The following is a 25,589-nucleotide window of genomic DNA, read 5'->3' as shown; positions in this document are numbered from 1 at the left end:
TCGCCGAGCAGACCAACCTCCTGGCCCTGAACGCCACCATCGAGGCGGCCCGGGCCGGGGAGATGGGCAAGGGCTTCGCGGTGGTGGCCGGGGAGGTCAAGGAGCTGGCGCAGCAGACCGCGCGGGCCACGGAGGAGATCATCACGCGGATCAACGCCACGCAGACCGACGCGGGTGCGGCGGCCGGGGCGATCGGGCAGATCACCGAGGTCATCGGGCGGATCGATGCGCTGCAGGCCACGATCGCGGCGGCGGTGGAGGAGCAGTCGGCGACCACCTCCGAGATGGTGCGCAACGTGGGTGAGGTCTCCACGGGATCGCAGGAGATCGCGGTGAACATCTCCGGGATCGCCGCAGCGGCGGATCACACCACGGCCGGGGCGAACCAGACCGCGGCCACGGCGGGTGAGGTGTCGCGGGCGGCCAGCGAGCTGAACGAGCTGGTGGCCTCCTTCACCCTGCCGCGCACCTGAGGCGGCGCCCCCCCGGGGTCGAGCACAGCGCCTCGTGCGAGGTGTCGTGCTCGACCCCGGGGTTCGTCCTCACCCCGGGAGGTTCGACCCGCGCAGGCCGTCGAGCAGGACCTGCACGTGCCGCCGCACGCGCGCGTCGTCCCCGGCGACCGGCGCCAGCCCGGCGGCCAGCCCCAGCACCAGCAACCTGATGTCGTCGGCGTCGACGTCGGGGCGCACGGCACCGGCCGCGCGCGCGCGCTCCAGCAGCCGGCCGACCGCCTCGTCCAGTTCGGCGGCCGCTCCCGTGGACGGGCCGCAGCCGGTCCCGGTACCGGTGACGGCCGCGCACACGGCGGGGTCGTGCAGGAGCCCGGTGACCACGACGGCGAGCACGCGGGCGAAACCCCTCCCCGGGTCCTCGTCGCCGGCGGCGCTGCACACCTCGGCCACCAGCCGGTGCGTGCCCTCCTCGCCCAGGGCGGCCAGCAGCGCCTGCTGGGTGGGGAAGTGGCGGTAGACGGTGCCCGTGCCGACCCCGGCCAGGCGCGCGAGGTCCTTCATCGCGGGCAGCGGCGCGCCGCCCCGCACCTGCTCCCGCGCCGCGGCGAGCACCTGCGCCCGGTTGCGGGTGGCGTCGGAGCGCCGCGGTGCGCCCGGGCCCGCGGGCTCGGGACCGGCCGGGTCGCGGGTCGTCACGCTCCCGAGGGTAGAGCAGGCGACCACGGTTGTGGAATCCGTTCCGGTTGTGTCAGGCTGACCAAACGGAACTGATTCCACTTCTGGAGGCCCGCCGTGCCGTTCACCCCCGTCCCCTTCGGCCCGCAGCACGTCCCCGACCAGAGCGGGCGCACCGTCGTGGTCACCGGCGCCTCCAGCGGCCTCGGCGAACTGCTCGCCGGCACCCTCGCCGCCGCCGGCGCCCACGTCGTCATGGCCGTGCGCTCCCTGGACAAGGGCGCGGTCGTGCGCGAGGCGCTGGCCCGCACGGCCCCGCGCGAGCACCTCGAACTCGCCGAGCTCGACGTCGCCGACCTCGACAGCGTGCGGCGCTTCGCCGCCGCCCTGGAGGGCCGTCGCCTCGACGTCCTGGTCAACAACGCCGGCGTGGGCAACGTCGAGCACCGCACGAGCCCGCAGGGGCACGAGGTGCAGCTGGCCACCAACCACCTCGGTCCCGCCCTGCTGGCCAGGCTGCTGCACGAGCAGCTCGCCGGCGCGCCCGATCCCCGCATCGTCACCACCGGGTCCAACCTCTACCGGCGCCTGCCGGTGCGCCTGGGCCCGCAGGACCTCGACGGACGGCGGCGCTACTCCCGCAGCGGCACCTACGCGCGCACCAAGACGCTGCACGTGGCGTGGGCCGTGGAGCACCAGCGCCGGCTGAGCGCCGCCGGCTCCCCGGTGCGCTCGATCGTGGCCCACCCCGGGATGGTGACCACCCCGATGAACACCGGCCTGACCTCGCGCCGCGACCGCGCCCTGGCGGCCGTGCTCGGCCGGCTGTGGGGGGCGCGGGACCCGGAGCAGGGCGTGCGGCCGCTGCTGTTCGCGGCCACCTCCCCGGACGTCGACCCGCACCTGTTCGCCGGGCCCGTCGGCGCCCGCGACGACGCCCTCGTGGGTTTCGAGGAGTTCCGGGCCCCGGTGGACGATCGAGCGCTGGCCGCCCTGCTGTGGGAGGTCACCGAGGAGCTGACCTCCGCGGGCCGCGCCGCCGACCGCCCGCTCCACCACGGCCGGCGGTAGCGCGCCCGGTCGGCGGTGAGGGGTTCTCGGTCCGCCGGGGGTTCACAGCACGAGGGCGAGCACCGCGACGGCGGCGGCGAGCAGCAGCAGGCCCAGCGCGGTGGGCACGGAGCGCGGCTGGAGGCGCTCGCCGCCGAAGCGGTCGTGCACGCGCTGCAGGCGGGAGGCGGTGCGGTGGCGCCAGGCCGACCCCACGACCAGCAGCACCAGGCACGGCAGGCAGTACACGAACGCGTAGCCGGCCAGCACGGCCACGCCGGTTCCCGCGGGCACCCCGGCGGCGCCGAGACGTTCGACGGCGATGAGGTAGGGGAAGGCGTTGGGCAGGTCCGCACCGGTGACGAGCACGCCCAGCGGGGCCGCGGTCGCGAGCCCGAACCAGCGGGGCAGGGTCACCGCGGCGCGGGTGCGGGTGGTGAGCCTGCGCACCGCGCTGACGGCCAGGACGAGCGCGGCCAGCAGCAGCGCGCCCCGGCGCACCCAGGTGGAGGCCCCGGTCACGGCCCGGCCCAGCTCGCCACCGCCGACGAGCAGCCCCGCGCCGACGGCCAGCACGACGAGGTAGGCGCCGCTGACGTAGGCCAGCGCCGTCGCGCCCGGCCGGCGCAGCGGGGCCAGCAGGATCAGCGCGACCCCGGCCGTGGTGGCGGGGTTCAGCGAGTCCAGGGCGGCGAGCCCGGCGACGGTCCAGAGCAGGCCCGCGGTCAGCATGAGATGAGCATATCTCTGCTGAGACGTCTGAGTCTCACCTTGCTAGGCTGAGCGCGTGACGCCCCCCGCCGCCCCGGGTCCTCCCGCCCCCTCCTCGTCCGCGCCGCGGGAGGTCTTCGCCGACCCGGTGGCCGCGGCGGTCGCCGCGCACCTGGCGCTGGCGCCGGCGGCGTCGATGCAGGAGCTCGCCGAGGCGGCCGGGGTCAGCCGGGCCACGCTGTTCCGGCGCTTCCCCTCCCGCGCCGCGCTGGTGGCCGAGCTGTGCGAGGCGGCGGCGCAGGCGTTCGTGCGCGCGGTCCAGGACGCGGCCCCCCAGGACGGCCCCCCGGCCCGGGCGCTGGAGCGGGTGGTCGAGAACCTGGGGAGGTTGGCGCCGGTGGTGGGCCTGCTGGGTCTGCAGCCGCTGAGCGAGCACGTGGAGACCTCGCTGCTGGAGCGGACGGCGGCGACGGAGGAGTCGCTGCGCCGGTTGGTGCGCCGGGGGCAGGAGAGCGGGGACTTCCGGGTGGAGGTCGACCCGGAGTGGGTGCTGACGATGCTGACCTGGCTGATGGTCGGCGCTGCGGACGGTGTCCGCCTGGGCCGGTTGACCGCCGCGGCTGCGCAACGGCACCTGGCCGCGACGCTCGCCGCGACGCTGCACCGGACCGGCTGAGCCCGTCGAGCCCCCGGCGGCTCGCGTGGCGGGGCGGGGGATGAGTGGTTGGCTGGGCGCATGCGCATCTTCTTCACCGGCGGCAGCGGCAAGGCCGGTCACCACGTCGCGCCCTACCTGGCCTCCCAGGGCCACCAGGTCACCAACGCCGACCTCACCCCGCTGGGTCACCCCGGTGTCACCGACCTGCGCGTCGACCTGACCGACGCCGGCCAGGTCTACTCGGCGATGGCGGGCACGCCCACGATGGCCGACCTCGACGACCCGGACCCCGGTGCGTCCGGCGGGTCGGCGTACGACGCCGTCGTCCACTTCGCGGCGATCCCCGCGATCCTCGTCGCCCCGGACGCCGCGACGTTCGCGACCAACGTCCTCGCCCACTACAACGTCCTGGAGGCCGCGACCCGGCTCGGCGTGCGCAAGGTGGTCTTCGCCTCCTCGGAGACGACCTACGGGATCTGCTTCGCCCGGGGCGAGCGCAAACCGCTGTACGTGCCCGTCGACGAGGAGCACCCCGTGGTGCCGGAGGACTCCTACGCCATGTCGAAGGTGGCGGGGGAGGTGGTCTCGCGCTCCTTCCACGCCCGCACCGGCGCGGACGTCTACGGCCTGCGCATCAACAACGTCATCGAACCCCACGAGTACGCCGAGAAGTTCCCGGCCTTCCTGGCGGACCCCTCGCTGCGGCGGCGCAACGTCTTCGCCTACATCGACGTCCGCGACCTGGGCCGGGCGACCCTGCGCGCGCTGCAGACCGACGGGCTGGGTTTCGAGGTCTTCAACATCGCCAACGCCGACACGTCGGTCGCCGTGAGCACCCAGGAGATCATCGACACCTTCTACGACGGCGTCGAGGTGCGCCGCCCGGTGAGCGGGCACGAGACCCTGTACAGCATCGACAAGGCCCGCGACCTGCTCGGCTACGTCCCTGAGCACTCCTGGCGCGACGTGCTGGAGGACCCCCGCGGCGCGGCCTGAGCGCCGGCCGCGGGGGAGCGGGTGACGGCCGCCTACCGGCGCGGCGGGTCGAGGGCGATGCCGTCGATCGCGGCGTCGGCGATGCGGTTGAGGGTCCCCGCGTCGACCCCCGCCTCGGTCAGGGCTTCGAGCCCGCGGTGGGTGGCGACGACGAGCCCGCCGAGCACCGCGGGATCGGCCGCCGGGTCGACGAGCCCGGCGCGCTGGGCCTGCTCGACCAGCCGGCGGCAGCTGTCGAACAGCACCTCGAACGTCGCCAGCGACCGGGCCGCGACGACCTCGTCGGTCCAGGCCAGTTCGGCCGTGCCCTTGGCCAGCAGGCACCCCAGGCGGCGGGGGCCGTGGAGGGGGTCGTCGCCGACGCCTCCGGGGCCGGTGCCGGTGTCGCTGCCGGGGTCGTCCTCGGGGGAGTGCAACCAGTCGCGCAGGCGCTCCAGCGCCTGCTCCTCGGGACCCTCGAGCCGGGCGGCGGCGCTCTCGTCGGAGGCGGTGCAGTACTCGTCGAAGATCCGCCGGAACAGGGTCTCCTTGTCGCCGAAGGCGCCGTAGAGGCTGCCCTTGCTCAGGCCCGTGGAGCGGGAGAGGTCCTCCACCGAGGTGCCGTGGTAGCCGGTCTCGGTGAACTGCCGGCGCGCTGCGAGCACGACGTCGTGCTCGTCGAACTTGCGTGGTCGTGCCATGCCCCGATCCTACGCCGATCTGAACTTCCGGTCCAGAACATCTGGACGAACGGTCCAGAACCTGTATTGTGGACCGCATGTTCAGAACCATCGCCCACCCCACCGACGAGTTCACCGGCAAGCGCGTCGTCGTCACCGGAGGCTCGCGCGGCATCGGCGCGGCCGTCGTCCAGCGCTTCCTCGACGCCGGCGCGGACGTCGTGGCCACCGCGCGCAGCGCCACCGCCGAGACGCCGGCGGCCGCCACCTTCGTCCCCGGCGACGTCAGCACGACCGCCGGCGTGCAGGCCCTGACCACCGCAGCTCTCGACGTCCTCGGCGGCGTCGACGTCCTCGTCAACAACGCGGGCGCGGCCCGCCTCCACCTCGGCGGCACCTCCACCATCCCCGACGAGGAGTGGCTCGACGCCCTGGACCTGAACTACCTCTCCGCCGTGCGGGTCACCACCGCGCTGCTGCCGGCGCTGCGCGAGGCCGGAGCGGGCGGCGCCGTCGTCAACGTCTCCTCGGCAGCGGCTCTGCTGCCCACGCCGCCGCTGGCCCACTACGCCGCCGCCAAGGCCGCCCTGAACGCCTACGGCAAGGCCCTGGCCACCGAGCTGGCACCTGCCGGGATCCGCGTGGCCACCGTCGTGCCCGGCAACGTCGTCACCCCCGGCGGCGACGCGATCCGCCAGGGCATCGCCGACGCGACGGGGGCCTCGCTCGCCGACATCGCCGCCGGGGTCCCCCTGGGGCGTCCCGGTGACCCGCGGGACGTCGCCGAGGCCGTGGCCTACCTGGCCTCCGAGCGCGCCCAGTGGGTCACCGGCGTGACCCTCACCGTCGACGGCGGTGAACTCCCCCTCGTCTGAGCGCCGACCCTCGACCCGACCACCACACCCGAACAACCACGCCCGAGCAAGCCACCTGAAGGAGAAACCCGTGTCCGAGAACACCACCACCCGCACGCCCGCGTACAGCATCACCGAGGTCCTCGAGGTCCTCGACCCGGCCGGCGCCCAGCGCTACGCCGAGCTGACGCCGGCCACGGTCCAGCGGTTCGGCGGCCGCTTCGTCGTCCTGGGAGCCTCGCCCACGGTCGCCGAGGGCGAGGCCGGGGTCGTGGTGGCCGTCGTGCAGTGGCCCGACGTGGAGACCCTGCAGGCCTGGTACGACTCCCCGGAGTACGCCCCGGCCCGCGAGATCGCCGCCACCGCGATGCGCCGTCGGGTGCTCTTCCTGCCCGGCACCGCCCCGACGGCCTGACCGTCACGACCGGTCGCGCCGTCCGAGAGGAGTTCCTCGGTGTCAGCGGGTCGTGCCCGGCTCAGGGGGACGCGCTCGGGGTCGCACCGGGTTCGCGCGGCGGCTCGGTGTGCCACCGGTAGAGGCGTTCGGGGCGCCCGGCGCCGTAGCGCAGCTGCACGCGCGCCCGGCCCGTGTGCACGAAGTGCTCCAGGTAGCGGCGCACCGCCACCCGCGACAGGCCCAGCTGCTCGGCGACCTCGCTGGCCGACAGCGCGGTGCTCGCCAGGTCCAGCGAGCCGGCGACCAGTTCGGCGGTCTGCGGGCTCAGGCCCTTGGGCAGCGCGCCGGTGCCGCCGGCCGGCGCAGCGCTACCCGCGGCGTGCGCGGGGACCCCCAGCACCCGGTCGACGTCGGACTGCGAGAGCACCGGCGGGGACAGGGCGGTGCGGGAGGTCTGCACCTGCAGCAGCCGTTCGGCCAGCTGGGGCGCCTCGAAGGGTTTGATGAGGTAACCGGCGACGCCGCCGTGCACCGCCTCGCGCACGGTGGCCGCTTCGCGAGCGGCGCTGATGACGATGACGTCGACGTCCGCGCCGTGCGCGCGCAGCCGGCGCAGCACCTCCAGGCCCGGCAGGTCGGGCAGGTACAGGTCCAGCAGCACGACGTCGGGGCGCAGGCTGCCGAGCATCTCCAGCGCTCGCGCGCCGGTGCGGGCGGTGCCCACCACCCGGCAGCCGGGGACCGCCTGGACGAAACCGCTGTGGATGGAGGCGACCATCGGGTCGTCGTCGACGACGAGGACGTCAAGCACGGGCACCGCCCGGCCGGGTGGAGCCGGGCAGGGTCGCGGTGAAGCTGGCGCCGCAGTGCTCGAGGTGCCCGGCGTGCCCGGCGCGTCCGCCGCACCCGTCCGGCCCGTCCTCCGCGTCCCGCTGCAGCCGCAGCGCCCCCCCGCGGCGCTGGCACACCAGCTGCACCAGCGCCAGCCCCACCCCGCGCCCGCCGGGGGCGTCCGAGTGCTTGGAGGTGGTGCCGCGCTGCACCAGCCGCGGCAGCAGGTGCGGGTCCACCCCCGCGCCGTCGTCGCACACGACGACCACCGCACCCCCGGCGCCGTCGCTGCGCACGTCGACCTGCACGGTGCCTCCGCCCGCCTGCGCGGTGGCGTCCACGGCGTTGTCGATGAGGTTCCCCACGACCGTGACCAGGTCGTCGGAGAGGTCCTCGCTCACCCGCGGCAGGTGCGCACCCGGCGCCAGGACGAGGTTGACGTCGCGCTCGTCGGCCACGCTGGTGGTGGCCACCAGCAGCGCGGCCAGCGCCGCGTCGTGCACCTGCTCGCCGATCTGCTCACCCAGGGCGGCGTGACCGCGGCTGACGCGGTCGATGAAACCGACCACCTCCTCGTAGCGGTGCAGCTGGACCAGGCCGGAGATGGTGTGCAGGCGGTTGGCGAACTCGTGGGTCTGCGCGCGCAGGGCGTGGGTGGTGGTGCGGCTGACCCCCAGCTGGTGCTGCAGCGCCACCAGCTCGGTGCGGTCGCGCATGCTCGTCACCGTGCCCACCGCCTCCGTGCCGGCACCGCCGGTGCGCTGCAGCAGCGTGCGGTTGAGCACCAGCAGGCGCTCACCGCTGACGACCGGGTGGTCGCGGGGGGCCGGGTCGCGGGTGAGCAGGGCCACCACCTGCGGCGGCAGGCCCAGCGCGTCCACGCGCCGGCCCACCACGTCCGGCGGCAGGGCGAGCAGCTCGCGCGCGGCGTCGTTGGCCACGGTGACCACCCCCTGCAGGTCCAGGGCCAGCACGCCCTCGCGGATGCCGCGCAGGACCGCTTCGCGGTGCGTGGCCAGGGAGGCGATCTCGTCCGGCTCCAGCCCCAGGGTCTGGCTCTTGACCCGGCGCGCCAGCAGCCACGCCCCCAGCACGCCCACCAGCGCCGACATGCCCAGGTAGGTGGCCAGGTCGGGCAGGGCGGTGCGCAGCTGCGCGCTCCAGGGGATGCTGTCCTGCCCGACCAGCACGGCGCCGACCACGCCCCCCGGACCGCGCTGCCCGCTCGCGCTCTCGTCGGCCAGCACGGGCGCGCTCGCGGCGACGGTGCGCCGCCCGCCCAGCTGCACCGGCCCGAGCCAGGAGGCGTCCCCGCGCTCGGCGCTGGAGGGCACCGGCAGCTGCGTGCCGGCCAGGCGGGGGTCCGCCGGCGAGGCGACGACCCGGCCGGACGGGTCGGCGGCCAGCACGGCGGCCACGTCGGAGGTGGTGCGCAGCTGCTCCACCGTCACCGTCAGGGCCTCCGCGGTGGCCCGCCCCTGCGCGACGTCGGAGAGCTGACGGCGCACCAGCGGCAGGGAGGCGACGTGCTCGGCGACCTGGCGCACCCGGCGCTCCTGCGCGTCGACCGAGGCCTGCCGCGACTGGCTCACCGAGACGGCACCGACGCCCACCAGGACGACGGCGAACAGCAGCACCTGCACCAGCAGGATCTGCCCGGCCAGGGTCCGTCCCCTGCGCCACCTGCGCCCCACCGCACCTCCTCGTGCCGCCCGGCCGTGCTCGCCCCGCCCCGCGTCCCGCGCTGCGAGCGCGCCGTGCGCGCCGACCACAAGGACCGCAAGGACCACTGGCACCACAAGGGTGACGCGCGGGGCGGCGCCCGCGCAGCATTGTGCCCGACGCCGCGGCCGTCTCGCCGCGCGTCCACCGGTGGCCGCCCGGCGCCGGTGCACGTCGTCGACGAGGACGCCATGAGCACCCCAGGGACAGGACCGGCGCGCAGGGGCGTGCTGGCCGCACTGGCCGGCGCACCCCTGCTGGGCGCCGCGGGGGCGCTCGGCGGGTGCGGGGTCACCCGGCGAGCCGCCGCCACCACGGGCACCTTGAACCGGCTGCAGCTGCTGGTGCCCAACTCCCCGGGCGGTGGTTACGACACCACCGGCCGCTCCGCGGTGCGCGTGATGGAGGAGGTCGGTGCCGCCGAGGGCGTGGAGGTCACCAACCTCTCCGGCGCCGGCGGCACCGTCGGGCTGGCGCGCTGCGTCAGCGAGAGCGGCAACCCGCAGTACCTGATGTCCATGGGCCTGGGCGTGGTCGGCGCCTCCTACACCAACGACGTCGACGTGACGCTGGAGCAGACCACGCCGATCGCGCAGCTGATCGAGGAGGCCGGCGTGGTGCTGGTCCCGGCCGCCTCGCCGTTCGCCACGCTGGCGGACCTGCTCAGCGCCTGGCGCGCCGACCCCGCCTCGCTGCCCGTCGGCGGCGGTTCCTCCCCGGGCGGGCCGGACTTCCTGCTGCCCATGCAGTTCGCCGACGCCGTGGGCGTGGACCCCGCGGAGGTGAACTACGTCGTCTACGACGGCGGCGGGGACCTGCTGCCGGCGCTGCTGGGCGGGCAGATCGCCTTCGCCACCAGCGGTTACGGCGAACTGCTGGACCAGATCACCACCGGTGCGGTGCGCGCGCTGGCCGTCTCCAGCGAGCAGCGGGTGCCCGTCCTGGACGTCCCCACGCTGCGCGAGCAGGACGTGGAGCTGACCTTCACCAACTGGCGCGGCCTGGTGGCCCCGCCCGACCTCGACGAGACGGAGGTGGCGCGGCTCGTGGAGGCGGTCACGCTGATGCACGACTCCCCGCAGTGGCGCCAGGTGCTCACCGACAACGCCTGGACGGACGCGTTCAGCACCGGCGAGACCTTCGCCGCGTTCCTGGACGAGCAGGCCGCGCGGGTGCGCGACGTGCTCTCGCGGCTGGGGCTGGTGTGAGCGCGCCCGCGACGCCGGCGCCCGGTCCGGCGCCCGGTCCGGCGCCCGGTTCCGCGGCCGGTGCCACCGGCGGCCCCGCGCGCCCGCGCGACCTGGCCCAGCTGGGCCTGTGCGCCTTCCTGGCCGCCCTGGGCGCCCTGGTCGTCGCCGACGCGGCGACCCTGTCGCAGGGCCTGGTCGACGAGGGCGTCGTCGGCCCGCGCCCGGTGCCCTACGCCGTGGGGGCCGGGCTGGTGCTCACCTCCCTCGTCCTGGCGCTCGACGTGCTGCGCGGCGGGCGCGGGCAGGCCGAGGAGGGCGAGGACGTCGACGCCTCGGCCGGCTCGGACTGGACCCGCCTGGCCCTGCTGGCCCTGGTCTTCGCCGCCAACGTGCTGCTCGTGGAGCGCCTGGGCTGGGCGATCTCCGCCGCGGTGTTCTTCGGCGCCACGGCCAAGGTCCTCGGCGGGCGCAGCCTGCTGCGCGCCACCGCCGTGGGCGCCGTGCTCTCGCTGCTGACCTTCTACTTCTTCTGGGTGGTGCTGGGCATCCAGCTCCCCCCCGGCGTCCTGGACGGGATCCTGTGATGGGCGACCTCGCCTCCCTGCTCGGCGGCTTCGGCGACGCGCTGAGCCCGGTCAACCTGGCCTTCGCCGCCCTCGGCGTGGTGCTGGGCACCGCCGTGGGCGTGCTGCCGGGCATCGGCCCGGCCATGACCGTGGCGCTGCTGCTGCCGCTGACGTACACCCTCGAACCCACCAGCGCCCTGATCATGTTCGCCGGCATCTACTACGGCGGCATGTACGGCGGCTCGACCACCGCCATCCTGCTGAACACCCCCGGGGAGTCCTCCTCCGTCGTCACGGCGCTGGAGGGCAACAAGATGGCCCGCAACGGCCGCGCCGCGCAGGCGCTGTCCACCGCGGCCATCGGCTCCTTCGTGGCCGGCACCATCGGCTCGGTCCTGCTGGTCGCCGCCGCCCCGCTCATGGTGGACCTGGCCGTCGGGCTCGGCGAGGGCGACTACTTCGCCGTCATGGTGCTCGCGCTGCTGGCGGTGACCGCCGTGCTGGGCAGCTCGCGCGTGCGGGGTTTCGCCTCGCTGTTCACCGGCCTGGCCATCGGCCTGGTGGGCCTGGACGCCATCAGCGGGCAGGCCCGGCTGACGTTCGGGGTGCTGCAGCTGATCGACGGCATCGACATCGTCGTCGTCGCCGTGGCGATCTTCGCCGTCGGCGAGGCGCTGTGGGTGGCCTCGCGCATGCGCCGGGCCGCCGTGGAGGTCATCCCCGTGGGCCGGCCGTGGATGGGCCGGGAGGACTTCAAGCGCTCGTGGAAGCCGTGGTTGCGCGGCACCGCGTTCGGCTTCCCCTTCGGCGCCGTTCCCGCCGGCGGCGCGGAACTGCCCACGTTCCTGTCGTACGTCACCGAGCGCAAGCTCTCCAAGCACCCCGAGGAGTTCGGCCACGGGGCCATCGAGGGCGTGGCCGGCCCCGAGGCCGCCAACAACGCCTCCGCCGCCGGGACCCTGGTGCCCACCCTGGCGCTCGGGATCCCGACGAACGCCACCGCCGCGGTGCTGCTGGCCGCGCTGATCTCCTACGGCTTCCAGCCCGGCCCGCTGCTCTTCGAGCGCGAACCGGACCTGGTGTGGGCGCTGATCGCCAGCTTGTTCATCGGCAACCTGCTGCTGCTGGTGCTCAACCTGCCGCTGGCACCGGTGTGGGCGAAACTGCTGCGCATCCCGCGCCCCTACCTGTACGCCGGCATCCTGTTCTTCGCCACCCTGGGCGCCTACGCCGCCAACCTGCAGACCTTCGACCTGTGGCTGCTGCTCGCCTTCGGCGTCCTGGGGTTCGTCATGCGCCGCTTCGGCCTGCCGGTGCTGCCGCTCATCATCGGCGTCATCATCGGCCCGCTGGCCGAGGAGCGCCTGCGCACCGCCCTGACCATCTCGCAGGGCAGCTGGAGCGGGCTGGTCGCCACCCCGTTCTCCCTGGCCGTCTACGCGCTCGTCGCCCTGGTCCTGCTCTTCCCGCTGTACCGGCGCCTGCTGCCGGCCAGGCTGGGCGGACGCCCCGCGCAGCCCGGTCCGGCCACCGACGTCCACGACACCCCCCAGCACGAGGAGGCCCACCGGTGACCGTCGTCGTCGCCTACGCACCCACCCCCGAGGGCGAGGCCGCCCTGAGCGCCGGGGTGGAGGAGGCCCGGCGCCGCGGTGAGGAGCTGTTCGTCCTCAACGCCCCCGCCGGCACCTCCCTGTCCGAACCCACCTACGCCTCCCCGCAGCAGCTGGAGCAGGTGCGCGAGCGCCTGAGCGGGGGAGCGGTGCGCGCGCAGGTGGTCCAGCGCATGGGCCAGGGCGACGTCGCCGCCGTCGTCGTCGAGGCGCTGCACGAGCTGTCGGCCTCCGCCGTGGTCGTCGGGCACCGCCGCCGCACCCCCGTCGGCAAGCTCATCATGGGCAGCGTCGCGCAGCGCATCATCCTCGACGCGCCCTGCCCCGTCGTCACGGTGAAACCAGCGGCGCACTGAACCCGCGGCAGGCACGACCGGGCGTCTGGCGGCGGGACGTCACCACGGGACCGCGCGAGCGGTCGCAGAGCCGCGCTCCCACCCCGGCCGGCGGTCGTCGGCGGCACCTCGCGGACCGGTGCGGGCCCGTCCCGGGTGGGAGGTCGTGGAGCCGTCGGCGGTTCCACCCCGTCGTCACTGACGACGGGGTGGAACCCGTGCGGGAGGGGCGTGCAGCCGGGCACGACCGGGCCGTCGACGCTCTCCGGGACGCTGCGCAGGTGCTGGGCGTCGTGGTGCAGGCCGCGCAGCGGGTCGGCCGCGGCGATCACGGGGCAGCCGCCGCGCCGCAGGCGCTCGACCACGCCGCCGCCGGGGTGCCCGCGTGTCAGCAGCTCCGCTCGGGGAGGTTGTCGCGCGCCCAGGTGGTCAGCTCCCGCAGGGCCGGGGCCAGCGCGTGCCCGGAGCCGGTCAGCTCGTAGACCACGGCCACCGGGGGACCCTCGTGGACGGTGCGGGTGACCAGGCCGGCCCGGGACAGCTCGGTGAGGCGGTCGGAGAGCACCGAGTCGCTGATGCCCCCCACCGCCCGGCGCAGGTCGGAGAAACCGGCGGGGCCGGAGGCCAGGGTCGCGAGCAGGATCCCGTTCCAGCGCTTGCCCAGGAACGTGAAGGCCCGGGTCAGCGCCCCGTCGCACGCTCGCGCCGAGTGCTCGACAGGCTCTCGCAGGTGCTCGCTCACCCCCGGAGTGTACGCCTTGACGCTCTCGCCGCCGGTGCTACTCTTTTTTCCGAAGCAGCACCGACCGGTGAAGCGACTCCGAGGAGAACAGCTGTGACCACGCTCGACGAACGCCCCGCCGGTCTCGACGAGGCGGCCCGCGCCGCCCTCTTCGGCGACGCCCGCACCGCGAACACCTTCGCGCCCACCCCCGTCACCGACGAGCAGCTGGCCCAGGTGTGGGAGCTGGCCCGCTGGGCCCCCACCGCCGCCAACCTGCAGCCCGCGCGGGTGCTGTACGTGCGCACCCCCGAGGCCAAGGCCCGGCTGGTGCCGCTGCTCAGCGACACCAACCGCGACCGCGCGGCCGGCGCCCCGGTGACCGCGGTCCTCGCGCTCGACGAGCGCTTCCACGACGCCATCCCCACCGTCGCGCCCTTCATGACCGGCATGCAGCCCGTCCTGGAGCAGGACGCCGCGATGCGCGCGGGCATGGGCTCCTACAGCGCCGCCCTGCAGGCGGGGTACTTCATCCTCGCCGTCCGCGCGCTGGGGCTGGCCGCCGGGCCGATGGCCGGTTTCGACAGGGAGGCCGTGGACGCGGAGTTCTTCGCCGGCACCACCTGGCGCTCGCACCTGGTCGTGAACATCGGCTACCCGGGCGTGGACGCCTACCGCCCCCGCCTGCCGCGCCTGGCCCCGCACGACGTCGTCCGCTACGTCTGAGCTGGTCCGGGCGGTGCCGGTGGCGGCAGGACGGGTGGGGAGCGCACCGTGGCAGGTTGCTGTCAGGTGCGGGCTCCGCGCCCGCTGAGCGCTCGCTCAGCGCCTCGCCGACCGTAGCGTGCTGCCGTGGGGGACGAAGCGGTCCCCGTGGGGACGAGGGAGCGTTCGGTTGCGTCAACCACCCAGGCGGTGCGGCACCCCGTGCACGGCGCTCGCGGCCGCAGCGCCGGCGCGCGTCCAGGTCCTGCGCCCGACCGCCGACCGGTGCGCGTCGTGATGCGGGACGCTCCCCGCCGGCGGCGTGCGCGGGCCGCGCGCGCGGCGGGTCCGGCGTCCGAGCCGGTGCTGGCAGCGGTACCGCCACCACCGGCGCCACCGGTGGTGGTGGAGCCGTCGCGACCGCTGGGGTACGAGCAGCTGAGCAGCGCCCAGCGCCGCACCGTCGACGAGCACCGCGCCCACCGGGCTCCGGCGGCGTGCTTCCTGGGGGAGCGCGGTGCGGACGGCGCGGTCCGGGTGGCCTTCCTGAGCGCCACGCACGCCGTCGACCTGCTCGTCGAGGTCGACGGCGCCGTCCACGAGTGCCGGACGGACGTGGTGGCGTGGCAGGTGGTCTCCCAGCGCGCACGGGAGCAGCGCTGAGGGCGGCGGCCGCCGGGCACCGCGGCGCCCGGCGAGTCCTCGGGGCGGCAGGAACGGTGCGGAGCGTCCGTGCCGGGATTGCCGCGACCGAGCACCGCACCTACCGTTCCCAGCACCGACGGAGCGCACCACCTACGAACGAGGGGGTTCTCGTGGCCGACGAACGCAGCGGCGTGGAGAAGGTCGCCGACATCATCGAGGACATCAAGACCTGCATGCTGACCACCACCACCGACGACGGGCGCCTGGTCAGCCGTCCCATGGCCGTGCAGCAGGTCCGCTTCGACGGCGACCTGTGGTTCGCCACCGACGGCGACGCCTCCAAGGTCGAGCAGATCCAGCACGGCGCGCACGTCAACGCCGCTTTCGCCAGCCGCGACGCGTGGCTGTCGCTGGCCGGCACCGCCGAGGTCGTGCACGACGTGGCCAAGGCCGAGGAGCTGTGGAACACCGCGCTGGACGCGTGGTTCCCCGACGGACCCAGCACCCCGGGCCTGGCGCTGATCAAGGTGCACGCCCAGAGCGCGGAGTACTGGGACACTCCCGGCGGGGCCGTCACCAGCCTGATCGCCCTGGCCACCAGCAAGGTCAAGGGCCGGCGCCCCGACGTGGGGGAGAACGAGACCGTCGACCTGACCTGAGCGCGCCACCCGCAGGGGTGGGGGTCAGCGCACCAGGCGGCACCACACGCTCTTGGCCGTCAGCGGTGCGCTGCCCGCCGCGCCGCCCGACCCGCCGCCGGCCCCGTGCACGTCGTGCCTCTCCTGCACCTGGTGCGGCAGGTGGGTATGCGGGGGGCGGTGCACGCCCCGCTCCTCGCTGAGCAGGTCCACCAGCTGCACCCCGCGCCCGCCGGGCACCGGGGCGGGCGGGTGCTGCACGGTGGGCACCCGGCTGGAGCCGTCCCTGACCGAGAGGGGTCCGGCGCCGGGCCGGGGTCAGGTGCGCAGGGTCGTGCCCGGGCGCACCCCGTACACCTCGCGGTAGGCGCTGGCGAAGCGCCCGGCGTTGGCGAACCCCCACCGCGCCGCGATGGCCGCCACGCTCGCCCCGCCGGTGGGGTCGGCGGCCTGCAGCTCCCGGTGGGCGCGCTCCAGGCGCACCCGGCGCAGGTAGCCGGTGGGGGTGGTGCCCAGGTGCTGGCGGAAGCCGTACTGCAGGGCGCGGGCGCTGGTGCCGGCGGCGGCGGCGACCTCGTCCAGCTGCAGCGGCCGGTGGGCGTTCTCCTCCAGGTGGGCCACCGCGCGGCGGACGGTGGCCGGGGCGGTGGCACCGGGACCGGGGGTGTGCTGCTGGGTCATGGTGGTGTTGGGGAAGGTGCGCAGCGCGGCGCCGGCCACGGTGCGGGCCAGGTCCTCGGCCAGCAGCGGCGAGGCCAGCGGGGAGGCGGGGTCCACCAGGGCGCCGCTGGCCAGGGTGAGCAGGGAGCGCCAGTAGCGGTGCATCCCGGCGGAGACCGGGGTGAGGGCGTGGAAGCGCAGCCGCGCGGCGCTCGGGCCGCTGACCTCCTGGGCCACCCGGTGCAGGCGCTGCGCGCTCAGGCGCACGGTGCTCACCTCGAAACCGCGCATGGCGAAGGCGACGGGGACGCCGAGGGGGTAGAAGGCCACGTCGCGGGGACCGGCGGTGGTGGAGACCTCGTGGCCCTCCAGGCGGCTGTCGATGTGCACGGTGCCGGCGTGCACGAGGAAGAAGACGTAGTCGGAGAAGCCCTGCTGGCTGGTGCCGGTGTAGTCGATGGAGGTGCGCACCAGGTCCGCGCCCAGGGCGGGGGTGTCGTTCGTCTGCGCCGAGAAGCGTGCGCCGCGGCGCACCGGGGCGAAGCGGGTGCTGTTCTCGGCGTACATCGCGGTGATGAAGCCGGTCACCTCGGCTTCGTCGCCGGAGGAGAACGAGGTCCGCTGCACGGGAGCATCGACCGGTACCGGATCCGGGAGCGGCTGCGCGGGGGGGTGCGCGGGTGTGTGCGCCGGCACGGGGCCTCCCCGGGAGGGCGTGGCTGGTGGAGCGGTCGCTGGAGCCGGTGGACACCTTACGCAAGCACGGGCCGCTGAGCGAAGCGCTCGCCCGGTGCGAGGTGTCGACCGCCGGGTCGGTGGGTGAGCCTGAGGGGACGTCGCGCCGAGCCCGGGTTCGGCGGTCGACGCAGCCCGGGCGGGTCCAGCACGGAGCTCGCCCGGGCGCCGCTCCCCAGGCGCCGGCCTGTCGCGCGGCACGCGGGCGAGGGCGGAGGGGGCGGGACGGGTGGTGTCTGCAGACCCCGGTGGTCGCGTGGACGGCGCGTCCTCGCACGACGTGCCGTGGCAGGAGCGGGCCCAGCACTGGCGGCACGTGGCGCTGGCGGCCTCCGAGCGCTCGGCGCAGCTGCACGAGCGGTGCGCCGCCCTCTACGAGCAGCTGGCGCTGCGGGCGGAGGAGCAGTGGGCCCTGCAGAGGCTGATCGAGAGCGCGGCGCGATCGCGGGAGGTGGCGGCACGCGCGCGCAGCCGCTCGTAGCCGACCGCCCGGTCCCGCCGCCGCGACCGTGCGCCTCGCTCCGCGCAGCTGCTCGATCTAGGGGAGCTGCACGGTGGCCCCGGGCGCGTCGTTCCCGCCCTGGCCGGGGTGGCGTCGGGAAGGAACCGCGACCGGGCGGAGGCCGTCCTCGAGCCCGTCGTGCTCGGTGCTGGTGAGCGGGTCCGGCGTGGACCTGGGCGGCGAGGCGGTGGCGCCGACCCGCGGTCCGCAGGGCCGCTCACCGCACACCGGCCCTGGTGTATCGCTACAACCTCTGACAAGCTGGCGCCATGGGCACGGTCAGTGACGACGGATTGCACCAGGGCCGGCTCACGCTCGCCTCCCGCGAAGCTCAGCGCCGGTACGCCGTCAGCGACGGTGGCGTCCGGTCCGACCGCACCGCCGTCGGCGCGGGCCCGCTGGCCTGACCGGACCCGGCCCCACCCGGGCCGCCCGGCCGGTGGGGTGAGCACCCCGGTCGTGCTGGTGCCTCGTCCGGTGACGCGGTCCGGCGGGTCGCGATCGGAGCTGAACGGTCCGCAGGACCCCGCAAGCACCTCGAACCACGAAAGGACCTCCCCGGGTGAAGGCGATTCGAGCCTGCACGTCAGCACTGGCGGTCACGGCCCTGGCGGCTGCCGTCCTCACCGGTTCCTCACCGCTCGCCAGCGCCGCCGGCGCAGCGCCGGGGAACCCCGGCCTCAAGGACGTCTACGAGGACCACTTCCTCGTCGGGACCACCATCAGCCCCGACGACTGGACGGCGAGCGGCGGTGCGAAGTGGGCGCACATGCTCAAGCACTTCAACGCCGTCACGCCGGAGAACGCCCTGAAGCCCGACAGCATCTGGAGCGGTGACCCCGTCACGGGTCAGCCGGCAGGTGCTCCCACCGGTCTGGCCAGCGCGGACAGCCTCCTGACGCGGGCCAACGAGGCCGGCTTCTACACGATCGGGCACGCGCTGGCGTGGCACAACCAGTCGCGGTACTGGCCGGCCAGGTCCGCCGACCGGAACACCCTGACCTCCGACATGACCATCCACTGGGACCACGACGAGGCCCGATCCCGGCTCCGGGACTACATCCACACGATCGCCGGGCGTTACAGCGAGGGCCCGGCCGCGCTGGACGCCTGGGACGTGGTCAACGAGGCGATGCGGGACAACCCGGAGAACCCCACGGACTGGCGGAACGCCCTGCGCTCGCTGGACCAGCCGAAGTACCGGGCGGCGGCCTGGGCCGGCGCCTACGCCAGGGGCGGGAACCCGTGGGACTACGTCTACGACTCCTTCGTCTTCGCGCGTGAAGCCGACCCGGACGCGGTCCTGTACTACAACGACTTCAACGACCTGGAGCTGCCGAACAAGGCGATCGCCATCGCCAGCATGGTGACCGAGCTCAACGAGAGGTACGCCAGGGAGCACCCCGAGGACGGCGAGAAGCTGATCCAGGGCATCGGCATCCAGGCGCACTACAACACGCGGCTCGACCTCGGCAACCTCGAGCGGAACCTGCAGACCTACATCGCCACGGGCGTGGAGGTCTCCCTCACCGAGCTCGACCTGAGCATCACAGGCACGCAGGACTCCGGCGAGACCGTGCCCCCCAGCGACGAGCAGCTGCAGGTGCAGGCGGACAAGTACGCCGAGCTGTTCCTGCTCCTGAAGAGGTACTCGGACCACATCGCCCGCGTGTCCTTCTGGGGCACGAGCGACTCCAACAGCTGGCGCTCCAGCTTCTTCCCGCTGCCGTTCTCCAGGAGCGGCGACACGTGGACCGAGAAGCCCGCGTACCACGCCGTGGTGGACCCCGAGGGCTGGCTCGGCTTCGACGAGGAGCGCCCCGAGCTCACGTCCTTCACGTACGGGGGCGAGGTCTTCGAGGTCGACCCCCGCAGGACGGAGTACGACGTCCACGTCCCCGACGACGTCCGGGCCGTGGACTTCTCCGCCGACGACGTCGCGCACCGCTACGGCGACGACGTCGAGGTCGAGGTCTCGCCCGGCTCGGGCGAGTGCGCCGTGGGCCCGGGCGACCCGTGCGTCGTCACGGTGACGGTGGCGCGGGTGGACGAGCCGGCCAACGCCGCGACGTACACGATCTCCTTCGGGCACATGTCGGCCGAGTGGGAGCAGGACGTCCAGTACCCGGACACGGGCTACCGCTCCGCGGTCGACGTGCGGTTCAGCGACGGCAGCAGCGACCTCACGCTGTTCCAGGAGTTCCTGCGGGACGGCCGCCCCGTCGTCACGACCAGCGAGGAGCACCCCGCCCCTCCGAAGCACGGCAGCGCGCGGTTCACGATCAGCACCGACGACCCGGTCTCCGGGGGCGACCCGGCGGGGACGACCGTGCGCAAGCACGTGTGGGACCAGGACTGGGCACCGCTCACCGCCGCCCGGGTCACGGACCTCGGCCGCCCGCAGAGCACGTGGCGCGCGGCGGACTCCATCGAGGGCGACGAGACGTACCTCGTGGTGGCGGGCGAGGACGACGCCGCCCAGGCGCTGACCCACGAGGGCCTCGACCCCGTCCCGGCCGGCGGGGGCGTCAGCGAGGCCCGGCAGGGCTACTACGGCACCCCCGTCGTCGTCGACGGTGACGCGGTCGTCGAGCCGGAGCCGGTGCAGGACAACATGCGCTGGCTGTTCACCGAGGCCGAGAGCAGCGACCCGGGCCCCTACACGCGTGAGAACGGGTACCGGGGCTTCACCATGATGAGCCTGGTCCACGGCGGCCTGATCCAGCCCTTCACCGTCCACCGGGCCGACGACCCGGACCGCGTGAACACCGACGCGCTCGTCTCGGACAAGCTCATCGGCGACGAGAACCTGGACCGCGCGGTGTGGTTCGACACCGGGCTGGACGAGGACGGCGCGACCACGCTGTTCACGCACAGCGCCGGCAGCGGCGAGACGTACGCGCTGCACGGCTCCGGCGCCGGCTTCGTCGCCGAGGGCGGCCGGGGGGAGCTGGACCAGTACGCGGACGCCAGCCGCGTCCGGCTGTTCGAGAGCGTCACCGAGCGGACGTTCGAGGAGACGGACCGCCTGGGCGTCGGCATCGAGCCCGGCGCGGCCCGGCGCGTCGTGGACGGTTCGGGCGTGCACCACGAGGTGCCCGTCGCGGCGGACGTGCCGGACGGTCGCCAGGCGGTCCTGCTGCGGGACGGCACCCCGGTGGCGACGGCGACCTTCGCGGGCGGGCGGGCGGTGCTGCGGGTCGCCGAGAGCGACGTCGAGGCGGGGGCCCGCTACGTCCTCGTCGTCCGCGACGACGCCGACGTGCTGGGCGCCGCCCCGCTCCCGGCGGGCCACCTCGCCGTGCCGGTGACGGTCGAGGCGTCCTCCCGCGGGGTCGTCAACCCCGGGAGCAGGGGCACCCTGGAGGTCACGCTGCTCTCCCAGGCCGGGTTCGACCCGGTCCAGGACGTCGACGTGGACGCCCTGCGCGTGGGCGTCACGGGCACCGAGGACTCCGTGGTCGGCTGCTGGGCCGGCAGGGACGTCGACAGGGACGGGGTGGTCGACCTGGACTGCGCCGTCCGCGTCCCGCTGACCGGTGTGCGGCGCGGTGACACGCGGCTGCTGGTCACCGGTTCCACGGTGGGCGGCACCGCGCTCGAGGCCGCGGTGACGATCCGCACCGTGCCGTGGCACCGGGGAGGCCGGCCCCGCGGCTGACCGCCCGGGGCCCGTCGGCCCGGCTGCGCGAGCGAGCCCCGCACCGTCCACGGTGCGGGGCTCGCTGCCGTCTCAGGCCTGGGAGACCAGGACGGCGGGGTCGCCCTCGAACCAGGCGCTGTCGATGCTCAGGTGCCGGATGCGCCAGGTGGCGCCGTCGCGCACGAGCTGGACGGTGTAGCGGTTCATCATCAGCGCGTGGGTCGTCCGAGCGGGGTCCGGGCCCTGACCGGGCAGGAAGTGCATCGCCTGCGCGTAGCAGCGCAGCACGGCGGTGTCGCCGGTGACCTCGGTGCGGGCGTTGGTGACGCTGTGGCTGGTGTCCAGCGGACCCACCGCACCGATCAGCGCCCCGACGACGGTCTCCCGGGGGCTGAGGACGGGGAACTCCAGGCCGATCTTCGCGGTCGCGGGCGTCAGGTCCACGGTGGCGTCCTCGGTGAGCGCCGAGGTCATGAGGTCGGCGTCGGCCAGGTCCAGGGCGGTCGTGTAGCGCAGCACGGCGTCGACGACGTCGTGGTGGTCGGCCAGCACGGTGAGCTCCGCCGGCGTCGCGGTGGCGGTGGTGGTGAGCGGCTGGGTGGTCATCGTGGTTCTCCTCCGGGGAAGGCGCATCAGGACCGGGGCAGGACGTTGAGGTTGAGGCGGAACAGGTTGCGCGGGTCGTGCCGGGCCTTCACCCGCTGGACCCGCTCGAAGGTCGCGGGCAGGTAGGCCCGGCGGACGTCCTCGGGATCGGTGTCCCAGGCAGCGGTGAAGTTCGCGTACGCGCCCGGGGCCGTGTGCGGTCCCAGGCGCCGGAACGCCTCGTCGATCCAGGCGGACGCCGCCGCGCTGCCCCGCGGCGGGCCGATGACGAAGAGGCACAGGGCGAAGGCCGCCTCGCGCTGCGCCGCCGCGTACGGCTGGTCCCCTTCCGCGGCGAGCGCGCCGCCGAGCTGGCGCAGCTCCACGATGTGCACCGGGCAGTCGGAGCCGGGGCCGAACAGGTCGACGAGGTCGGCGAGCGACTCCGGGGTGAACTCCTTCAGCAGCACCGTGCGCTGGGTGAAGGGCGCGGGGTCGACCGGGTCGTCGTGGATCGAGGCGTTCTCCCGGTAAGGCATCTCCCCGACCGTGTCGAGGACGACCGGGGCGCAGGCGCGCAGCGGCGCGAGCAGCGCGTCGGCCGTGGCGGCGTCTCCCACCAGGGAGAAGCGCACGTGCACCGCGAACCTGCCGCTGAGGAAGTCCGGCAGGAAGGGCAGCGGGGGGAAGCGCGTCAGGCCGATGGAGGTGGTCAGCTCGTCCGGGGCGCCCGCGGTCAGCTCGGCGTAGGCGGCCAGCACGGCGGCGGCGTGCTCACCGGCGAAGAACAACCCGCCGGCGTGCAGGTGCGTCACGGGGAAGAGCCCGAACTCCAGGGCCGTGACGACGCCGACGTTGCTCTTCGAGGCGAGCAGGCCCCACAGCAGGTCCGCCTCGGGGGAGTCCTCCCCCCGGTTCTCCAGCTGGTGCAGCTCCCCGTCGGCGGTGACCACCTCCACGGCGGTGACGTGGTCGGAGGCCCACCCGTGCAGACGGCCCATCGTGGGGCTCAGGCCCCCGCCGAGGGTGTACCCGACGACGCCGACCAGCGGCGAGGAGCCGTTGAGCGGGGCCAGCCCGTGCTCGGCGGCGGCGTCGACCACCGCCCGCCAGCGGACCCCGGCCCCCACGCGCGCCGTGCGCCGTGCGGGGTCGATGCTCACCCGGTCCATGCGGCGGGTGGTGATGAGCACCGCGCCGTCGGCGGGCAGGGAGGCCTGGTGCCCGGTGGCCATCACCGCCACCGGCAGGTCGTTGCGCACCGCGAAGCGCACCGCGGCCTGCACGTCGGCGGGACCGGCGGCACCGACGACGACGGCCGGTGCGTGCGAGACGGCCAGGTTGTACGGGGAGCACTCCTCGGCGTACCCGTCGTCCCCGGGCAGCAGGACCTGCCCGTCCACCGCCGCGGTGAGCGCGTCGAGGCCGTCCAGCACGGGGGCCGGCGCGGACGAGGGGGCGGTGTCCGAGGGGTGTTCGGCAGAGAGGGTCACGGGATCTCCTCCAGCGGGTCGAGGGGTCAGCGGGTCGGTAGGTCGGTGGGTCGGCGGGTCGGTGGGGCGGTGCGTGCGGTCGCCGCGGTCGGCGGTGTGCGACCAGTGCACCGCGCGGACGTCGACGGGGCGTCGACGGGGCGTCGATGGGGCGTGGACGTCTCGGGGAGGTCGCCGCCAGCACGATCTCCGTCGGCGCGGCCCGTGCGGTTGAGGGGCCGGGGCACGCGGCGCCTGGTCAGCACGAACGACGGGACGCGGGGGTTGGACCGTCGCGGGGCCTGGTGCAGCGCGACGACGGTGGCGCCGCCGGCCTCGGCGAGGCACGACGCCTCGTCCGGCAGCAGGGTGTTCGAGACGATGACGTCCGCGTCCGCGCAGGCCCTGACCACCGCGGGGTGCAGCACCTGCGCGTGCGCGGCCTTCATCTTCACGAACCCGTCCAGGTACTGGTGCACGTCCGTGTTCCGGAGGAGCTCCTGCCCCTGGTCGGAGCGCAGGAACGCGCGCATGTCGAACCCGAGCGGCACCACCGGGATGCCGACGGCCTCGCCGAAGCGCGTGAGGTCGTCCGTGGTGGCCAGCACGACCTCGTGCCCGCGCTGGACCAGTTCGGCCCCGAGCACGGCGGCCGGCTGGACGTCGCCGCGGGAACCCGTGGCCGGGACGGTGGTGCGCACGGTCAGTGCACCTCGCTTGCGGGTGCGGCACTGGGCCGTCGACGCGACGTCCCGTCGACGGGCTGCCTGCTGCCGCCGGTCGTGGCGACCGCCGGGCGCGGTTCAGGCGGGGACCTGCGCGAACCACGCCGAGCAGGCCGCGGCGAAGGCGGCAGGCTGCTCGACCCAGGGCATGTGCCCCGCCTCGGCGATCAGCTCCAGCCGCGAGGTCGGCACGGCCGCGTGGGCCCGCGCTCCCTGGGTGACCGGGTCGCACTGGAAGTCGTCCTCGCCGTAGAGCAGCAGGGTGGGGACGGTGATGCGGGACAGGCGGGGCAGGAGGTTCTCGCTCTGGAACCCCGAGGCCTGCGAGTAGGCGAGGACGGTGTCGTCGAACTCCATCCTCGAGAAGGCGTCGGCGGCCAGTTCCGGCCGGTGGAAGTAGAACGCCCCCGTGGCGTCCAGGACCTCCTGGATCGTGGGCCGGCGCTCGCCGCCGCCGCTCATCAGCGCCACGGCGGTGTCGACGTAGTCCGGGTGCTCCCGGTAGAACGGCTCGGCCCGCTTGGCCTCGATGCGCCGCAGCAGCTCCGCCGTCCGGACGTCGTCGGCCGCGACGATCGCGTCGATGGCGATGATGCCGAGCAGGTGGTCGCTGTGCTCGGTGCCGTAGGCGAGGACCTGGTGCCCCCCGCCGGAGTGGCCGGCGAGGAAGACGCGCTCGGCGCCGAGGTGGACGCGCAGGGCGTCGATGTCGGCGGTGAAGTGCTGCAGGGTGTACTGGTCCGCCTGCTCCGGGCCGGTCGAGGCACCGCTGTGCCGGGTGTCGAAGTAGACGACCGTGCAGTGCTCCTCCAGCACCGGCAGGGGGACGAGGTGGCTCACCGCCGGCCCCCAGCCCGAGGCCGGGACCAGCATCACCGGTCCGGCGCCCCGGACCGTGTAGTGCATCGTGAAGCCGTTGACCGGGGCGAAGTGCTCGCCGGGGGACAGGTGGGGCGACCGGGGGGTCGGGGTCTCGGGCACCGTGGTCCTCCTCGTCGTGCCGTCGGCGTGGTGCGTGCGGTGCGTGCGGTGCGTGGCTCCCCGGCCGGCCGGGGCGCCGCGCCCGTCGTGGGCGTGGGCGTGGGCGTGGGCGCGTGCGCGCGGGACCAGGGGCCCACCGTCCGGGCGCGGCCCGGGCTGCGCCGGGGTGAGGACCTGCCGCAGGGCGCGCAACCCGTAGTGGCAGCGCGACTTCACGGTGCCGGCGGGGACGCCCAGCACCGCGGCGGCCTCCTCGATGGACAGCTCGGCGAGGTGGACCAGCTCCAGGGCCTCGCGGTGCTCGGGCGACAGGCGCGCCAGCGCGTCGCGCACCGTCAGCGCCGCGACCACCCGGTCGGCGTGGTCGTGCTGCTGCGGGACGGTGGTCGGGGACTCGTCCACCTCCTGCGGTCGGGCGGCTCGCGCCCGCGCCGCGTCGGTGACGAGGTTGCGCACGACGGTGAGCAGCCAGCCGCGCACGGAACCGCGGTCGGCGACGAGCTCGTCGGAGTGGCGCCAGGCGCGCACCAGCGCCTCCTGCACGACGTCCTGCGCTGCGGCGTGGTCGCCCGTCAGCAGGAGGGCGTAGCTGCGCATCGCGCCGCCGTGCTCGTGGACGACGTCGAGGAGGACGCTCTCGGCGCGGTGGGCGGTGCGGTCCTGCGCGGCTGCGCGGGGCCGGTGGATCGTGGTGGTGGACACGGGGACTCCTCGGACTGCGGCGTGCTGGGAGCGGTCGGTGCGAGCAGTCGCTGTGAGCAGTTGCTGCGAGCAACCGACCGGGGGCGGTCCTCGGCCCCGGTGACGGGACGGAGGTCCGCGGCGGACGGCCGATCCCGCGGGGCGGACACGAGCACGGCCCAGC

The 25,589-nt window shown here is 75.0% G+C and carries 27 protein-coding genes; 15 read left to right on the top strand and 12 right to left on the bottom strand.

Annotated features, from left to right (window positions below; genetic code table 11):
* Window positions 1–473: methyl-accepting chemotaxis protein (locus ACRYR7_RS01335; protein WP_432570267.1), on the top strand; the 473-nt coding region annotated here is incomplete at its 5' end.
* Between the two features lie 69 nt (window positions 474–542).
* Here the strand turns inward: ACRYR7_RS01335 and ACRYR7_RS01330 are convergent.
* Complete coding sequence (locus ACRYR7_RS01330) at window positions 543–1,151, bottom strand: TetR/AcrR family transcriptional regulator (RefSeq protein ID WP_432570266.1); 609 nt, start codon at window positions 1,149–1,151, stop codon at window positions 543–545.
* Between the two features lie 96 nt (window positions 1,152–1,247).
* On the opposite strand from ACRYR7_RS01330, the gene ACRYR7_RS01325 reads away from it, so the two are divergent.
* Entirely contained in the window at window positions 1,248–2,201 is a 954-nt protein-coding gene (locus ACRYR7_RS01325) for an SDR family NAD(P)-dependent oxidoreductase (RefSeq protein WP_432570265.1), read from the top strand.
* 42 nt (window positions 2,202–2,243) lie between these two features.
* Here the strand turns inward: ACRYR7_RS01325 and ACRYR7_RS01320 are convergent, their stop codons facing one another.
* The gene (locus tag ACRYR7_RS01320) at window positions 2,244–2,912 is read right to left on the bottom strand and encodes a GAP family protein (RefSeq protein WP_432570264.1); all 669 of its coding nucleotides are present in this window, start codon (window positions 2,910–2,912) and stop codon (window positions 2,244–2,246) included.
* 55 nt (window positions 2,913–2,967) lie between these two features.
* On the opposite strand from ACRYR7_RS01320, the gene ACRYR7_RS01315 reads away from it, so the two are divergent.
* The gene (locus ACRYR7_RS01315) at window positions 2,968–3,567 is read left to right on the top strand and encodes a TetR/AcrR family transcriptional regulator (protein ID WP_432570263.1); all 600 of its coding nucleotides are present in this window, start codon (window positions 2,968–2,970) and stop codon (window positions 3,565–3,567) included.
* Between the two features lie 60 nt (window positions 3,568–3,627).
* Entirely contained in the window at window positions 3,628–4,545 is a 918-nt protein-coding gene (locus ACRYR7_RS01310; RefSeq protein WP_432570262.1) for an NAD-dependent epimerase/dehydratase family protein, read from the top strand.
* A gap of 32 nt (window positions 4,546–4,577) precedes the next feature.
* Here the strand turns inward: ACRYR7_RS01310 and ACRYR7_RS01305 are convergent, their stop codons facing one another.
* Entirely contained in the window at window positions 4,578–5,225 is a 648-nt protein-coding gene (locus ACRYR7_RS01305) for a TetR/AcrR family transcriptional regulator (RefSeq protein ID WP_432570261.1), read from the bottom strand.
* A gap of 77 nt (window positions 5,226–5,302) precedes the next feature.
* Between ACRYR7_RS01305 and ACRYR7_RS01300 the strand changes: the two genes are divergently transcribed.
* Window positions 5,303–6,079, top strand: a complete 777-nt coding sequence (locus ACRYR7_RS01300) for an oxidoreductase (RefSeq protein ID WP_432570260.1) — start codon at window positions 5,303–5,305, stop codon at window positions 6,077–6,079.
* Window positions 6,080–6,149: 70 nt separating this feature from the next.
* A complete protein-coding gene (locus ACRYR7_RS01295; protein ID WP_432570259.1) occupies window positions 6,150–6,473 on the top strand; it encodes a DUF1330 domain-containing protein in 324 nt (107 codons plus the stop codon).
* 61 nt (window positions 6,474–6,534) lie between these two features.
* On the opposite strand, the gene ACRYR7_RS01290 is transcribed toward ACRYR7_RS01295, so the two are convergent.
* Together ACRYR7_RS01290 and ACRYR7_RS01285 are read right to left on the bottom strand one after the other, a co-directional pair.
* Window positions 6,535–7,266 carry a response regulator gene (locus tag ACRYR7_RS01290; protein WP_432570258.1) on the bottom strand — a complete coding sequence of 244 codons (732 nt, stop codon included), beginning with the start codon at window positions 7,264–7,266 and terminating at the stop codon, window positions 6,535–6,537.
* Window positions 7,259–8,980 carry a sensor histidine kinase gene (locus ACRYR7_RS01285; RefSeq protein WP_432570257.1) on the bottom strand — a complete coding sequence of 574 codons (1,722 nt, stop codon included), beginning with the start codon at window positions 8,978–8,980 and terminating at the stop codon, window positions 7,259–7,261. The genes ACRYR7_RS01290 and ACRYR7_RS01285 overlap by 8 nt, the downstream gene beginning before the upstream one ends.
* Window positions 8,981–9,199: 219 nt before the next feature.
* Here ACRYR7_RS01285 and ACRYR7_RS01280 point away from each other — a divergent pair, with 219 nt between their 5' ends.
* From ACRYR7_RS01280 to ACRYR7_RS01265, 4 genes are read left to right on the top strand one after another with little or no spacing between them, the layout of a single operon-like run.
* A complete protein-coding gene (locus ACRYR7_RS01280; RefSeq protein WP_432570256.1) occupies window positions 9,200–10,216 on the top strand; it encodes a Bug family tripartite tricarboxylate transporter substrate binding protein in 1,017 nt (338 codons plus the stop codon).
* Complete coding sequence (locus ACRYR7_RS01275) at window positions 10,213–10,782, top strand: tripartite tricarboxylate transporter TctB family protein (RefSeq protein WP_432570255.1); 570 nt, start codon at window positions 10,213–10,215, stop codon at window positions 10,780–10,782. The genes ACRYR7_RS01280 and ACRYR7_RS01275 overlap by 4 nt, the downstream gene beginning before the upstream one ends.
* A complete protein-coding gene (locus ACRYR7_RS01270; RefSeq protein ID WP_432570254.1) occupies window positions 10,782–12,338 on the top strand; it encodes a tripartite tricarboxylate transporter permease in 1,557 nt (518 codons plus the stop codon). Before ACRYR7_RS01275 ends, ACRYR7_RS01270 begins: the two co-directional genes overlap by 1 nt.
* Window positions 12,335–12,733, top strand: coding sequence for a universal stress protein (locus ACRYR7_RS01265; RefSeq protein WP_432570253.1), 399 nt, complete (start codon window positions 12,335–12,337; stop codon window positions 12,731–12,733). The genes ACRYR7_RS01270 and ACRYR7_RS01265 overlap by 4 nt, the downstream gene beginning before the upstream one ends.
* Before the next feature lie 367 nt (window positions 12,734–13,100).
* Here the strand turns inward: ACRYR7_RS01265 and ACRYR7_RS01260 are convergent, their stop codons facing one another.
* Entirely contained in the window at window positions 13,101–13,454 is a 354-nt protein-coding gene (locus tag ACRYR7_RS01260) for a winged helix-turn-helix transcriptional regulator (RefSeq protein ID WP_432570252.1), read from the bottom strand.
* 93 nt (window positions 13,455–13,547) lie between these two features.
* On the opposite strand from ACRYR7_RS01260, the gene ACRYR7_RS01255 reads away from it, so the two are divergent.
* From ACRYR7_RS01255 to ACRYR7_RS01245, 3 genes are all read left to right on the top strand, one after another.
* Window positions 13,548–14,159, top strand: a complete 612-nt coding sequence (locus tag ACRYR7_RS01255) for a malonic semialdehyde reductase (RefSeq protein WP_432570251.1) — start codon at window positions 13,548–13,550, stop codon at window positions 14,157–14,159.
* 384 nt (window positions 14,160–14,543) lie between these two features.
* A complete protein-coding gene (locus ACRYR7_RS01250) occupies window positions 14,544–14,801 on the top strand; it encodes a hypothetical protein (protein ID WP_432570250.1) in 258 nt (85 codons plus the stop codon).
* A 152-nt stretch (window positions 14,802–14,953) separates the two neighbouring features.
* Window positions 14,954–15,442: a pyridoxamine 5'-phosphate oxidase family protein gene (locus ACRYR7_RS01245; protein WP_432570249.1), complete on the top strand. Its 489-nt coding sequence runs from the start codon at window positions 14,954–14,956 to the stop codon at window positions 15,440–15,442.
* Window positions 15,443–15,466: 24 nt separating this feature from the next.
* Here the strand turns inward: ACRYR7_RS01245 and ACRYR7_RS01240 are convergent, their stop codons facing one another.
* Window positions 15,467–15,682 (bottom strand): hypothetical protein, encoded by a 216-nt coding sequence (locus ACRYR7_RS01240; RefSeq protein ID WP_432570248.1) that lies wholly within the window; start codon window positions 15,680–15,682, stop codon window positions 15,467–15,469.
* A gap of 57 nt (window positions 15,683–15,739) precedes the next feature.
* Window positions 15,740–16,708: a helix-turn-helix domain-containing protein gene (locus tag ACRYR7_RS01235; RefSeq protein ID WP_432570247.1), complete on the bottom strand. Its 969-nt coding sequence runs from the start codon at window positions 16,706–16,708 to the stop codon at window positions 15,740–15,742.
* A gap of 364 nt (window positions 16,709–17,072) precedes the next feature.
* Here ACRYR7_RS01235 and ACRYR7_RS01230 point away from each other — a divergent pair, with 364 nt between their 5' ends.
* The gene (locus ACRYR7_RS01230) at window positions 17,073–17,297 is read left to right on the top strand and encodes a hypothetical protein (protein WP_432570246.1); all 225 of its coding nucleotides are present in this window, start codon (window positions 17,073–17,075) and stop codon (window positions 17,295–17,297) included.
* Window positions 17,298–17,880: 583 nt separating this feature from the next.
* Window positions 17,881–20,979, top strand: coding sequence for an endo-1,4-beta-xylanase (locus ACRYR7_RS01225; protein WP_432570245.1), 3,099 nt, complete (start codon window positions 17,881–17,883; stop codon window positions 20,977–20,979).
* Window positions 20,980–21,051: 72 nt separating this feature from the next.
* On the opposite strand, the gene ACRYR7_RS01220 is transcribed toward ACRYR7_RS01225, so the two are convergent.
* The 4 genes from ACRYR7_RS01220 to ACRYR7_RS01205 all read right to left on the bottom strand — a co-directional run bounded on the left by ACRYR7_RS01220 (window position 21,052) and on the right by ACRYR7_RS01205 (window position 25,426).
* Complete coding sequence (locus ACRYR7_RS01220) at window positions 21,052–21,567, bottom strand: nuclear transport factor 2 family protein (RefSeq protein ID WP_432570244.1); 516 nt, start codon at window positions 21,565–21,567, stop codon at window positions 21,052–21,054.
* 26 nt (window positions 21,568–21,593) lie between these two features.
* A complete protein-coding gene (locus tag ACRYR7_RS01215) occupies window positions 21,594–23,039 on the bottom strand; it encodes an FAD-binding oxidoreductase (RefSeq protein WP_432570243.1) in 1,446 nt (481 codons plus the stop codon).
* A gap of 26 nt (window positions 23,040–23,065) precedes the next feature.
* Window positions 23,066–23,719 (bottom strand): glycosyltransferase, encoded by a 654-nt coding sequence (locus ACRYR7_RS01210; protein ID WP_432570242.1) that lies wholly within the window; start codon window positions 23,717–23,719, stop codon window positions 23,066–23,068.
* A 102-nt stretch (window positions 23,720–23,821) separates the two neighbouring features.
* A complete protein-coding gene (locus tag ACRYR7_RS01205; RefSeq protein WP_432570241.1) occupies window positions 23,822–25,426 on the bottom strand; it encodes an alpha/beta fold hydrolase in 1,605 nt (534 codons plus the stop codon).
* Window positions 25,427–25,589 lie beyond the last annotated feature (163 nt).

The organism is Kineococcus gurbantunggutensis (assembly GCF_050871925.1).
In the GTDB taxonomy this organism is placed as follows: Bacteria; Actinomycetota; Actinomycetes; order Actinomycetales; family Kineococcaceae; genus Kineococcus.
The sequence above is the reverse complement of the archived record's forward strand: the minus strand, read 5'-3'. Positions and strand labels throughout refer to the sequence as shown.